Genomic DNA, 12522 nt, shown 5'->3' with positions numbered 1-12522 from the left:
AGGTCGACATCAGAGGAGTCCTTCTGCGAGTGGGCCGAGAGCCAGCGCCGGGAGGAAGGTCAGGGCGACCAGGATGACGGTGACACCGACGACCATGCCGACGAACTGCGGGCGGTGAGTCGGTAGCGTGCCCGCCGAGGCGGGGGCCGGAGCCTGCCCGGCCAACGATCCCGCCAGTGCCAGGACCAGCACGATCGGCAGGAACCGTCCGAAGGCCATGCACAGGCCGAGCGTGGTGTTGTAGAAGGGGGTGTTCACGCTGACCCCGGCGAACGCCGAGCCGTTGTTGTTCGACGCGCTCGTGTAGGCGTAGAGGATCTCCGACAGCCCGTGCGGACCGGAGTTCAGCATGGCCGCTCGGCCTGTCGCGGTGCCCATCGCCACAGCCGTGCCGGCCAGCACCAGAACGGGGGTGGCCAGGAAGTACAACGAGGCGAGCTTGATCTCGCGAGCGCCGATCTTCTTGCCGAGGTACTCCGGCGTGCGGCCCACCATCAGGCCCGCCACGAACACGGTTATCAGGGCCAGGATCAGGATGCCGTACAGACCCGCGCCGACGCCCCCGGGAGCGACCTCGCCGAGCAGCATGTTGAAGAGCAGCATGCCGCCGCCGAGCGCGGTGTAGGAGTCGTGGAAGGAATCCACCGAGCCGGTGGATGTGAGCGTGGTGGCGCTGGCGAACATGCCGGAGTTCGACACGCCGAAGCGGGTGTCCCGCCCCTCCATCGCGTGGCCGATGGCCTGTGGCACGGTGCCGCCCGCGCTCAGCTCCGCCCAATTGGTCACCCCGATGCTGATCACGGCGATGACCGCCATGACCGAGACGATCGCGTAACCCTGACGGTTGTCGCCGACCATCCGGCCGAACGTACGGGGCATGCTCGTCGCGATCACCAGCAGCAGAAAGATCTCGATCCAGTTCGTCCACGACGTGGGGTTCTCGAACGGGTGGGCGGAGTTGACGTTGAAGATGCCGCCGCCGTTGGTGCCCAGGTCCTTGATCGCCTCCTGGCTCGCCGCGGCCGCCGGCGTGAACGTCTGCTCGCCGCCCGTCAGTGTGGCCCACGTGAAGTGGTCGCCGAAGGTCTGGATCACACCTCCCGCCACCAGCAGCAGAGCGGCCACGAAGGCGATCGGCAGCAGGATCCAGACGGTTCCGCGCACCAGGTCCACCCAGAAGTTGCCCAGAGTGTCGGCTCTGTGTCGGGCGAAGCCGCGCATCAGCGCGACCGCCACCGCCATGCCGACGGCCGCGGAGACGAAGTTCTGCACAGCAAGGCCGGCGGTCTGCACGACGTGGCCCATCGCGGACTCTCCCGAGTACGCCTGCCAGTCGGTGTTGGTGACGAAGCTGACCGCGGTGTTCCAGGCGAGGTCCGGCGCCACCGATCCCATGCCCAGGCTGAGGAACAGATGGCTCTGTACGCGTTGCAGGCCGTACAGGAACAGGATCGACAGGACGGAGAACGCGAGCACGGAGCGCGCGTAGACGGCCCAACGCTGCTCGCCGTCCGGCTTGACGCCGACGAGCCGGTAGATCACCAGCTCGACGCGGGAATGCCGGGTGGCCGTGTAGGCGCGGTACATGTAGTCGCCCAGTGGCCGGTAGCAGACGGCCAGGGCGACGAGCAGGGATGCGATGAACAGGATCCCGGCCGTGGTCGAGGACATCAGAAGCGCTCCGGGAACAGCAGGGCCACGACCATGAAGATCACCAAGGCGGCGACCACGATCAGGCCGGTGGCGTTGACAGCGCTCACAGCCGCTCCACTACCTTCACGACGAGCCCGAGGATCACGAACATCGCGATCGTCAGGCCCACGAAGATGACGTCGGTCATCCCCACTCCTCAAATCCGTGACATGTCGCCTCGACCGCCGGACAGGCGGCCATAAATCCAGCAAATCGCAAGTTATAAGCGGTTTTGCCGATCTTGACGGGTTTCATACGGCTGAGGGGCAAACATTGACACTATCCCTACGCTGTGCTGCCCCAGGCTCTCGTTCGGCGGCCGTGGGCGCCGGAGTTGAACGCGTATCCAGCTGATCGACGACGTCCGCCGTAGCTGCCTCACTCCGCCACTGCCTGTTGCTACCGCAATTTGCTGACCTGGCCGTACGTTCACGTAGCTATTTGTGCGTTACGCGCCAGGAATGCGTGTGGATGGTTCTAGGTGGGCTCTGACGGGGTGCAACATATGCCTGAAATCCCTCGCCGAGCGGTATTCTCTACGTTGGTTGTGAAAATCCGCGCCATACCCCAAGGGCCCGCTGATACCGGCGAACGGCATCAGCTGTCCGTCGTCGGCGGGCCGGCCGCGCTGTCCTTGGACGCGATGGCGTCCGGTGGCGTACGGTCCCGAGGCCATAGTGCTGGTGCTCACGCCGGCCGGCGGCGCGGGACTCGGCTACACCATCCCTGTCACGCTGACCATCGCGGCGCTGCCGGCGGTGGATGGACCCCGCGCTGTTCGACCGGCTGGTCCGTCGCCGTGGCTGGACGGTCGAGCGCTATCAGGACTGGTTCGCCCGCTCCGCCGGCCGGCTGCTCATCGACGACACCCCCGGATCCGTCCACCACCGAAGGAGAACGACGTGAGCCGACCCACCCCCGCCGGGGGGCAGCACCCGCCCGAGGGCGGCATCGCCTACCTGCAACTGCCCGCCACCGACGTGGCCCGCTCCGCGGCCTTCTACCAGGCGGCCTTCGGCTGGTCCGCCGACGGCGAGCACGGCGACTTCACAGCACCCGGGTTCATCGGCCAGTGGACCACCGATCTGACGCCGGCCCGCGAGGCCGGGCCGGTCGTCTGGGTCTGGGTCGACCAGTTGTATCCCGCGCTGCAACGGGTGGAGGCCGCCGGTGGCCGGGTTCGCGGCCGCCCTCAGCCGGACGGCGGCGAGCGCTGGCTGGCTGAGATCGACGACCCCGCGGGCAACCGCATCGGCGTCGTCGCGCCGGCCCGCACCGCCCAGGCCCAGACGATGCTCGGCGTCAGCGACGTCGAGGCATCCAGCCGCTGGTACCAGCAGCTTCTCGGCCTGCGCAGCGACCACGGCGGGCCGGAGTACGAGCGCCTGCTCGCCGACGGCGTCCTGGCGCTCCAGCTCCACCAGCGGCATGTCGAGCACCACCACGGCCTGTTCACCGACGTCGGCAGCGACGTCGGCAACGGCGTCCTGGTGTGGTTCGGGGAAGTCAGCGACTTCGACGGCGTACTCCAACGCGCAGCCGACCTCAAAGCCAAGGTGGTCCGACCGCCGCACCGCAACCCCCCGCAGGGCCAAGGCAACGGCCCGGGCCACCGCGAGATCTGGCTCAAGGACCCCGACGGCTACACGGTCGTAGTCGCCAGCACCGATGGCGAGGCGTACGAGGTGTAACGCGACACCTCGAGCCGCCTCCCACACCCAGCCCGGAACTCTCCGGTTTTACAATCCCGAGGCCGAAAGTGGGCTACCGAACCTCTGATGGCGCTCTCCCATCCGGCAAGGCGATCGCAGCCCGGTTTGCCAGATCAGCACGCTGGGGCCGGCTGGTCAAACGTGAGGGACTGGCTGGTGAATACGGGCGGTAATCCACGTACATGCCGGTCCATAAAGGTCCAGTGCTCCCCGTGCACGCGGGGATGGCCCCGGAGCAGGTGCGACGCCCTGTACTGCGCCGGGGTGCTCCCCGCGCACGCGTCGGCCGTTGGACGTCGGTCCCAGGGTGGTCGCCACCGTCAGTGGCGTGACTGGACACCACAAAACCACGCGCGCGATGGGAGGATAGTTTATTGATCGATCAATGAACCGTTGTCGCTGCATCACATGAGACACGTCTCCACCACCCTCACAAGCTGTGGTCGGTCGGTGGCTGCAAGGAGGCCCAATGGCGGCCAGCCCCATCGGGGCCGGGAGGCCGAAGACCCGCGGCACCGTGCTCAACAGCATTCGGAAGGCGCGCACCATCAGCCGGGTCGAGCTCGCCGCCAGTACCGGAGTCACGGCGGCGACCATCACCCAGGTCGTCCGGGAGCTCATGGATCTGGGGCTGGTCCTCGAGGTAGGGCGCGGCGCGTCGACCGGCGGTAAACCTCCGACGCTGCTGCAGCTCAATCCGCATGCGCGGTACGCCGTGGGCATCTTATTCGAACGCAACATCTGCGTCATCGTCGTCGTCGATCTGACGGGGCGGCAGGTGGCGAGGACCTCCTTTCCCGGTACGGCGTTGCTGCCTCCCGAGCAGGCGCTCTCTCTGATGGCCTCGCGAGTGGACGCCCTGCTCGACACCGCCGGAGTCGACCGGGGCAAGGTGCTCGGAGTGGGGCTGGCGACCTACGGACCTCAAGACCGGGAAGCGGGCGTGCTGCTCACCCACCAGCCGACCGCGGAATGGTTCGGATACCCGGTCGCGCCGCGCCTGTCCGAGATCCTCGGCCAGCCGGTGCTGCTCGACAACGACGCGGCGGCCGCGGCGATCGGAGAGCACTGGCTGGGCGCGGTGGAGCAGGACACCTTCGGGTGCCTCTACATGGCGAGCGGACTCGGTGGGGGCGTGGTCGTCGACGGCGAGGTGTACCGCGGCGTCTCCTCCAACGGCGTCGAGATCGGCCACATCACCATCGACTTCAACGGAGAACCCTGCGCCTGCGGCAACTACGGCTGCCTTGCGAACTACGCGGAGCCAGCTGCCGTGATCAACCAGGCGATGGAAGAGCCGAGCCTCAGCCGGCAACTGGGGCTCAGCCCCGCCGCCACCGACATCCTGACCGGGTTCGCCCGCATCGCGACCGCCGCCATCGCCGGAGACCCTACGGCACGGGCCCTCATCGAGCGCTCCGCCCGCCATCTTGGCACCGCCGCCGTCACCATGACCAGCCTGTTCGACCTTGATCTGATCGTGCTCGCCGGGCCCAGTTTCGCCACGGCCGGACCGATCTACCAGTCGGTGATCGAAGAAGAGGTACAACGGCGCACCTTCGCCCGGCGGGCGCACCCGGTGCGGGTGGTCACCTCGGTCAGCGGGTCGGACGCGGCCGCGATCGGCGGTGCCGTACTCGTCCTGCAGAGCGAGCTGGCCTCTCTGCAACTGGACGCCCGAGCCTGACATCGGCGGGGTCCCTCACCGGCAGCCCATCCGCGCCGTCCGCTCCGGCGTCACCGCCCCGCCGGAAGAACCGGGCGAGGCCAGGGCCTTCGCCTTGCTGAGCGCGGGTTCTGTGACGGCATTCGCCAGAGGGGCCCGGCCACCATGGTCCGGTGGCCGGGCCCGGCGCGGTCACCTGCGGTCGGGACAGATGGTCACGCCTACGGGTTCTGGGTGAGCAGGTGCGCCTTGTAGCCCTCACCGATGCCCGGCTCGGGGGTGCCGTTGTAGTCCTTGATCAGCACCGCGCCGCTGCTGCAGCCCCACGGGCTCCAGGTCCAGGCCAGGTACGACACGCCGTTCTTGTCGGCCCATTTGGTGAGCCGGTCCATGTAGTCGTAGCCGCAGTTGTCCGCGCCGAACTCACCGGTCACCACGGGGATCTTCGCGGCGAGCGGAGCGATCTGGCTGTCCCAGCAGGCTTCGTTGGAGCAGTAGTTGAAGCTGTAGGAGTGCCAGGAGGCGACCAGATTGCCGGTCGGGTCGTTCGGCTTGTACTGCGGCCACTGGCTCAGGTCGTTGCTCCAGGCGAGGCCGCCGACCATCACGATGTTGGTCGCCCCCGTCGCCCGGACGGCGTTGACCAGGCTCTGCATGCCCGCGACCTCGTAGGTGAAGCCGGGGCAGGCGCCGCCGTCGCGCAGGCACTTCCAGCCCGAGGTGGTGTCGCCGGTGCCGTACTCCGGCCACGGCTCGTTGAACAGGTCGAAGACGACCGCGTTGTTGCCCTTGAAGGTGTTCGCCACGCCGGTCCAGAACTGCGGGGCGTACTTGGCGTCGGGCATCGGCTTCTGGCAGGTCGCGGTGGTGTCCGTGCACGCCCACGAGGGGCCGCTGAACTGTCCCCAGTTCCAGTGCAGGTCGATGATCGGCGTGATGCCGTTGACGACCAGCAGGTTCGCATAGTTCTTGACGTCCTGCTGGTAGGCGGCGCCGCTGGGCGTGCCGTTGGTGCCGAGCCAGCACTCCTCGTTGAGCGGGATGCGGACGGCGTGGATGTTCCAATTCTTCATCGCGTCCACCGAGGCCTGGTCCACCGGACCGAAGTCCCAGGTGCCCTTGCCCTGGACGCAGGCGTACTCACCGGCGGAGCGGCTGACGCCGAGCAGCCGGTACGCCTTGCCCTCCGCAGTGACGATCTTGTTGCCGGACACCCGCAACTGCGGCGCGGGACCGGTCGGAGGCGTCGGAGTGGGGGTGGGAGTCGGGGTCGGGGTCGGCGTGGGGGTCGGCGTGGAGGTCGGGGTCGGCGTGCCGCCGCCGCACGCGACCCCGTTGACCTTGAACGCGGTGGGCGCCGGGTTGGCTCCGCTCCACGCGCCGATGAAGCCGATGGACACCGAGGCGTTGCCGGCCAGGGCGCCGTTCCAGCTCAGGTTCCGGGCGGTGACGTGCGCGCCGGACTGCGACCAGTCGGCGCTCCAGCCGTTGCTCACCCGCTGACCGGCGTTGGGGAAGTCGAACTCCAGCGTCCAGCCGGTCAGCGGATCGCCCAGATTGGTGATCGAGACGTCACCCTGGAAGCCGCCCTGCCACTCACCGGCGACCTTGTACTTCACGGAGCAGCCGCTGCCGGCGGCGGAGGCCGGCGGGCTCATGAGCGCGGCGGACACGGCCGCAAGGCCGACGGCCGCCGCCGCTAACGCGACGCGATGTTTCATGGATCTCCTCCTTCTACCTGGTGGATCCGGGTATCTGCCACCTCACGACTGGATCCGATGGTCGTAGGCGGGGGCCTCGCCGGCTGCCGCGACAGCCGCCGCATCGATGTCGAGAGGACGGCCACGCGCCTTCGGGTCGGGCGAGGCGGCGGCCAGGAGCCGGGTGTAGGGGTGCCGTGGGTCGAGGATGACCGCGTCGGCCGGGCCGCGCTCCACGACCCGGCCTCGGTAGAGCACGAGGATGTCGTCGGAGAAGTGCCGTGCGGTGGCCAGGTCGTGTGTGATGTAGAGGACGGCCAGGTTCTCCTCGCGTTGCAGGCGCGCCAGCAGGTTCAGCACGCCCAGCCTGATGGAGACGTCCAGCATGGACACGGGCTCGTCGGCCACGATCACCTTCGCCCCCGGCGCGAGCGCGCGAGCGATGGCGACTCGCTGCCGCTGGCCGCCGGACAGCTCGTGCGGGCGGCGGTGGGCGATGTCGCGTGCGGGCAGGTTGACCCGTTCCAGCAGGTCGGCGACCTTCTTGCGGGCATCGGCGCCGGTACGGGCCTGCCCGTGCAGCAGCAGCGGGCGGATCAGATGGTGCTCGATGGTGTGGAAGGGGTTCAGTGAGGAGAACGGGTCCTGGAAGACCATCTGCACATGGTCGCGATAGGCCCGGTCGGGCACTCGGCCGCCGTCCTCGTCCTTGATGACGACCTGTCCGGCGGTGGGCCGTTCGAGCCGGGCGATGATCCTGGCGATCGTGGACTTGCCCGAACCCGACTCCCCGACCAGGGCGACCGTACGGCCGGGTGTGAGCGTGAACGAGACGTGGTCCACGGCCCGCAGCCGTCGTCCGCGCAGGCCACCTCGGATGCGGAAATCCTTGACGAGGTCCGTCACGTCGAGCGTGGTCACCGTGCACCTCCGGTGGCCTCACCGGAGCGGACGAACGCGCCGCGCTCTCCTGTGAGGCTGGGAAACGATTCGAGCAGGCGCCGGGTGTAGGGATGGCGGGGTCCGGCGAGGATCTCCTCGGTCGCCGCGCACTCGACGATCTCCCCGCCCAGCATCACGGCGATGCGGTCGCTGACCTCCAGGAGGAGGGGCAGGTCGTGGGTGATGAGCACGATGGCGAAGCCCAGTTCGTCGCGCAGGCGCAGGATCTCGCGGAGGATGCCTCGTTGCACTACCACGTCCAGGGCGCTGGTCGGCTCGTCCATGATCATGACCTGCGGGTCGAGCAGCATGGCCATCGCGATCATGACGCGCTGTCGCATGCCTCCGGACAGCTCGTGAGGGTAGGAGCGCAGCCGTACCGGGTCCACCCCCACCAGTTCCAGCGCCCTGGCACAGCGGGCCCGGCGATCGCTCCGCGACAGGTGGGGGCGGTGCGTGGTGAGTACGTCCTCCAGCTGCGCTCGGATCGTCATGACAGGGTTCAGCGAGTTCATCGCTCCCTGGAACACCACCGACAGCTGGGACCACCGGAAGGCCCGCAGTTCGCCGGGCGGCAGGGCGAGCACGTCCACGTCCTCGCCGTCGCGGTCGTGGAAGGTGACCGACCCGGCGGTGATCTCCGCCGGCGGCCGGTGCAGGCGGTTGATCGCGTACGCGAGCGTCGTCTTCCCGCTGCCCGACTCACCCGCCAGGCCCAGAATCTCGCACCGCCGTACCTCCAGCGACACGTCCTTGACCGCCACCGTGTTCCCGTAGGTCACCGAAAGGTTCCGCACGCTCACCGCGGTGTCGTGCGAGGGCCGTTCCACCGGCGCCGGGTCACGCCGCCGGTACCGGATCCGGCGCGGTACGGCGCGCAGCTTCGGGTCGATGATCTCGTCGATGCTGAAGTTGATCAGTGCGAGACCGCAGCCGAACAGGGCGATGATCAGGCCTGGCGGTACGAACCACCACCACGCGCCGCGTTGCAGCGCGAAGCCGTTCTGGGCGTAGTAGAGCATCGTGCCGAGGGTGGAGGAATTCGAGGCGCCGAGCCCGAGGAACGACAGGCCCGCCTCGGAAAGGATCGCCGCGATCACCGAGAACACGAACTGAGAGGCCAGCAGCGGCAGGAGGTTCGGCAGAATCTCGACGGTGATGATCCGCCACGCCGGCTCCCCCGCCACGCGGGCGGCCAGGACGTACTCCCGGTTGCGCAGCGTCAGCGTCTGCGCGCGAAGCACCCGGGCCGCCCCGGCCCAGCCGGTGATCGCGAGCACCACCGCGATGGTCCACAGCCCCCGCTGCTCGGGCGGCACGAACGCGGAGATGACGATGACCAGCGGGAGGCCGGGGATCACCAGCATCACGTTGGTGAACAGTGAGAACGCCTCGTCCACCACGCCGCCGGCATAGCCGCCCATGATGCCGAACAGCGCCGACAGGCCCGTGGCCATCACGCCGACGAGCAGGCCGATGTAGAGCGATCCCCTGGTCGCGTACGCGATCTGGGTCAGCACATCCTGGCCCATCTGCGTGGTGCCGAGGATGTGGCCTCCGCCGGGCGAAGTCAGTCCGATGTCGTTGATCGCGTCCGGCTCGCCGGCGAAGATCGGGCCGACGACGCCGACGAGGATGATCGCGGTGATCAGGGCGAGCCCGGTGACCAGCTTGGGCGACGACCGGGGCAGCACGGTGCGCCGGGGCGCCGGGGAATCCGGACCGAGATCGGTCATGCGTTCGCTCCCGCGCGGGTTCGTGGGTCGATGACGCTGTAGAGCAGGTCGACCACAAGGTTGGCTCCGAGCACCGCCACGGTCGTGACCAGGAAGATGCCCTGCATGAGCGCGTAGTCGTTGTTCTGCACGGCCTCCAGCAGCTTCGAGCCGATGCCGGGGTAGGAGAACACCTGTTCGGTCACGATGGAACCGGCCACCACGAATCCGAGGGAGATGGCGAACCCGGCGATCGACGGCAGTGCCGCGTTGCGGGCGGCGTACCAGATCATCACGCGCCTGTTCGGCAGCCCTTTCGCGGTGGCGGTGAGCACATGGTCCTCGGACAACGTGGACACCATCATGTTGCGCATTCCGAGCAGCCAGCCGCCCACCGAAGAGATCACGATCGTCAGCGCGGGCAGCACGCCGTAATGGACGGCCGAGCCGAGGAAGTCGAGGTTCCATCCGGGGGTGAAGTCGACGTCGTAGCCGCCGATGAGCGGGAACCAGCCCAGCGCTGACCCGAGAACGGCGACGAGGACGAGCGCCAGCCAGAAGTACGGCACCGCCGCCAGCACCGTGGTGGCGGGCACCAGCGCGTCGAGCCAGGTGCCCCGCCGCCATCCCGCCACCATGCCCAGCCCGGCGCCGACCAGGACCGACAGCACGGTCGCGATGCCCACCAGCACGATCGTCCAGGGCAGGGAGGTCGCGATGACCTCCGAGACGGGCACCGGGTAGGCGCTGACCGAGATTCCGAAGTCGCCGCGCAGCATGTTGCCGAGATAGGACAGGTACTGCTTGGCCAACGGCTCACCGGTGTCGGTGCCGAGCAGCAGCTCGTAGGCTCTGCGAGCCTCGGGGCCGACCGAGCCGCCCCGCTGCTGCAGCTTCGCCATCAGGATGCTCACGGGGTCGCCCGGCATCATCCGGGGGATGAAGAAGTTCAGCGTGACCGCCGCCCACAGGGCGGCCAGGTAGAAACCGAACTTGCGGAGGTAGTACCGCATCGGCTCACTTGCCCGTGGGCTTGAGCCGCAGATAGATCTCCGAGGCGTCCGGGGCCTGCCAGGCCGCCGGGAAGGCGTACAGGTCCTCCTTGGCCGGCCAGCCGGTGAACTTCCTGGCGTTGTAGATGTTGATCGTCCCCTGGGTGAGCAGCGGGACATAGGGCATCGACTGCTCGATGCGGGTCTGGATCATGTCGAAGTACGGCTGCCGCGCCGCGGTGTCCGATACGTCGATCTTCTTGAGTTCGGCGAGGGCCTTGTCCACGTCGGGATCGGAGAAGCGGCTGACATTGTTGCCGGCCGTCCCGCCGACCTTGTCGGTGGTGTCGGTGCTGTAGAAGTAGCTGTAGACGTAGAACGGGTCGGCGGCCGGGCCCTGGTACAGCGAGTCGAGCATCAGCTGGAAGTCGCCGCGCTGCCGCGCGCCGGCCCATTCGTTGTACGACAGCTGTTGCGCGGTGACCTTGATGCCGGCCTTCGCCAGTTGCTGACTCAGGGTGTCGGCCGCGGTGATGTAGTCGGTCCATCCGGCGACCGTCTTGAGCGTCAGCTTCACGGGCTTGCCGTCCTTGGCGTAGACCCCGTCGGCGCCCTTCGCGTAGCCCGCGCTTTCGAGAATCTGTTGCGCCCTCGCCGGATCCGGCCGCATCGGCGCGACCCTGTTCTGCAGCCGGCCGGACATGACGGCCTGGTCCCGCTGCACCAGTGCCATGCTCGGCGAAATTTCGGCGCTGGTGTTCTCGAAGGCCAGTGCGTTCAACTGGGTCCGGTTGACGGCGTAGTACATCGCCTGGCGGACGGCGGGGTCGGTCTGCGGGCCCTTGCACCCCAGGTCGGCGTTGGCGCAGGTGTCCAGCACCATCTGGTTCAGCGGGGTGATGATCAGCTTGTACCCGGGGTAGCTCTGCTCCACGTTCGCGATGTCCGGCACCGGTCCGGTCTGCCAGTCGATCTGGCCGGACTTGAGGGCGGTGGCGCCGGCCTGGTTGCCCGACAGCGAGGGGAAGCGGATTTTCTGCACGGCGGGTTCGCCGCCCCAGTAGCCGGGGTTCGCCTTCAGCGTGAACGCCTGGGGCTTGAGATCGTCGACCAGGTAGGGCCCGGTGCCGACGGGCTCCCGCAGCTGCTCCTTGGTGGGGTCGGGGATGTCCTTCCACCTATGCTCGGGCACGATCCAGATCCGGCCGAGTATCTGCGGGCCGTCCACGAAGGACGGCTCCTCGAACTTGATCACCACGTGGGTGTCGTCGGTGGCGGCCGCCTTGCCCCGGTAGCCCGTGCCGTTCAGGGCCTTGTACTTCGCGATCATGTTCAGCGTGAACACGACGTCCTTGGCGGTGAAGGGCCGGCCGTCGGACCATTTGACGCCGCTGCGCAGCGTGATCGACAGCTTCGTGCCGTCGTCGTTCCAGGAGAAGCTCTCGCCGAGCCGGGGCCTGGGCGCCTCGCTGCGGACGATGTTGTAGAAGAACAACGACTCGAAGATCATGCCCCCGCCGCCGAGGGCCCCTGGCAGGTAGGGGTTGAAGATGGGCTGGATGTCGCCTGTCGCGCCGGTGTACACGACCAGAGGCTTCGAGGCTCCCGACGAGCCCGCGGCTCCGGACGCCTGTCCCGGTGCACTTCCGGACGAGGAACAACCGGCGACGACTATGCATGCGGCGAGCCCAGCGGCTACGCGGGCGACCGCGCATGGGGTCTTCATCGACATAGCAGATGGTCCTCTCAAACGATGTTGAGCATTGTTTATTCGTCCACTTAAGTAAGTCAATGGCCGTGGAAGTTTCAGAGCGGGTGGCAGGGCCGGATGCGCGGCTCCTGGCGGTCGCACCGAGCTGGAACGTTCGGATCCACGGCCGGACGGGGCGGTGGGCGCGCGGGCGAGAGTGGAAGCCGCACGCGAGCGGCAAGCCCGCCGTCCTGGACGCCATCAGGGCCGCGGGCGCGATCGGCCGCGTCCGCATGGTCGCCGCCACCGGCCTCCCGGACTCACGATCTCGGCGTTCCGGCGGCATGTTCTGCCTGAAGGGCACTTGACTAACTTCAGTAACTTACCTAAGAAATACTCCTGAGATCATTGTG

At 68.1% G+C, this 12522-nt stretch carries 11 protein-coding genes; 4 read left to right on the top strand and 7 right to left on the bottom strand.

Features of this window, described 5'->3' with window-relative positions; all coding sequences use genetic code 11:
* Positions 1 to 9: 9 nt before the first annotated feature.
* Together kdpA and kdpF are read right to left on the bottom strand one after the other, a co-directional pair.
* Positions 10 to 1671 (bottom strand): potassium-transporting ATPase subunit KdpA, encoded by a 1662-nt coding sequence (gene kdpA / locus ACZ6QO_RS07850; protein WP_465848727.1) that lies wholly within the window; start codon positions 1669 to 1671, stop codon positions 10 to 12.
* On the bottom strand, positions 1671 to 1760 hold the full coding sequence (kdpF, locus tag ACZ6QO_RS07845; RefSeq protein WP_465848726.1) for a K(+)-transporting ATPase subunit F: 90 nt from the start codon (positions 1758 to 1760) through the stop codon (positions 1671 to 1673). The genes kdpA and kdpF overlap by 1 nt, the downstream gene beginning before the upstream one ends.
* Before the next feature lie 694 nt (positions 1761 to 2454).
* Here kdpF and ACZ6QO_RS07840 point away from each other — a divergent pair.
* From ACZ6QO_RS07840 to ACZ6QO_RS07830, 3 genes are all read left to right on the top strand, one after another.
* Entirely contained in the window at positions 2455 to 2598 is a 144-nt protein-coding gene (locus ACZ6QO_RS07840) for a hypothetical protein (protein WP_465848724.1), read from the top strand.
* Positions 2595 to 3383, top strand: a complete 789-nt coding sequence (locus ACZ6QO_RS07835; RefSeq protein WP_465848722.1) for a VOC family protein — start codon at positions 2595 to 2597, stop codon at positions 3381 to 3383. Before ACZ6QO_RS07840 ends, ACZ6QO_RS07835 begins: the two co-directional genes overlap by 4 nt.
* Before the next feature lie 490 nt (positions 3384 to 3873).
* Entirely contained in the window at positions 3874 to 5091 is a 1218-nt protein-coding gene (locus tag ACZ6QO_RS07830) for an ROK family transcriptional regulator (protein ID WP_465848721.1), read from the top strand.
* A 200-nt stretch (positions 5092 to 5291) separates the two neighbouring features.
* Here the strand turns inward: ACZ6QO_RS07830 and ACZ6QO_RS07825 are convergent, their stop codons facing one another.
* Genes ACZ6QO_RS07825 through ACZ6QO_RS07805 form a run of 5 tightly spaced genes read right to left on the bottom strand, consistent with a single transcriptional unit; the run spans position 5292 to position 12004 of the window.
* Positions 5292 to 6791: a cellulase family glycosylhydrolase gene (locus tag ACZ6QO_RS07825; RefSeq protein ID WP_465848719.1), complete on the bottom strand. Its 1500-nt coding sequence runs from the start codon at positions 6789 to 6791 to the stop codon at positions 5292 to 5294.
* A 42-nt stretch (positions 6792 to 6833) separates the two neighbouring features.
* Positions 6834 to 7691 carry an ABC transporter ATP-binding protein gene (locus tag ACZ6QO_RS07820; RefSeq protein ID WP_465848717.1) on the bottom strand — a complete coding sequence of 286 codons (858 nt, stop codon included), beginning with the start codon at positions 7689 to 7691 and terminating at the stop codon, positions 6834 to 6836.
* Entirely contained in the window at positions 7688 to 9448 is a 1761-nt protein-coding gene (locus ACZ6QO_RS07815) for a dipeptide/oligopeptide/nickel ABC transporter permease/ATP-binding protein (RefSeq protein WP_465848716.1), read from the bottom strand. Before ACZ6QO_RS07815 ends, ACZ6QO_RS07820 begins: the two co-directional genes overlap by 4 nt.
* Positions 9445 to 10440, bottom strand: a complete 996-nt coding sequence (locus ACZ6QO_RS07810; RefSeq protein WP_465848714.1) for an ABC transporter permease — start codon at positions 10438 to 10440, stop codon at positions 9445 to 9447. The genes ACZ6QO_RS07815 and ACZ6QO_RS07810 overlap by 4 nt, the downstream gene beginning before the upstream one ends.
* Before the next feature lie 4 nt (positions 10441 to 10444).
* Positions 10445 to 12004, bottom strand: coding sequence for an ABC transporter substrate-binding protein (locus ACZ6QO_RS07805; RefSeq protein ID WP_465848712.1), 1560 nt, complete (start codon positions 12002 to 12004; stop codon positions 10445 to 10447).
* A 206-nt stretch (positions 12005 to 12210) separates the two neighbouring features.
* On the opposite strand from ACZ6QO_RS07805, the gene ACZ6QO_RS07800 reads away from it, so the two are divergent.
* The gene (locus ACZ6QO_RS07800) at positions 12211 to 12477 is read left to right on the top strand and encodes a hypothetical protein (protein ID WP_465848711.1); all 267 of its coding nucleotides are present in this window, start codon (positions 12211 to 12213) and stop codon (positions 12475 to 12477) included.
* The last annotated feature ends 45 nt before the right edge of the window (positions 12478 to 12522 follow it).

This window comes from Sphaerisporangium sp. NPDC049457 (assembly GCF_055586705.1).
This window is presented reverse-complemented; position numbering and strand designations above follow the sequence as displayed.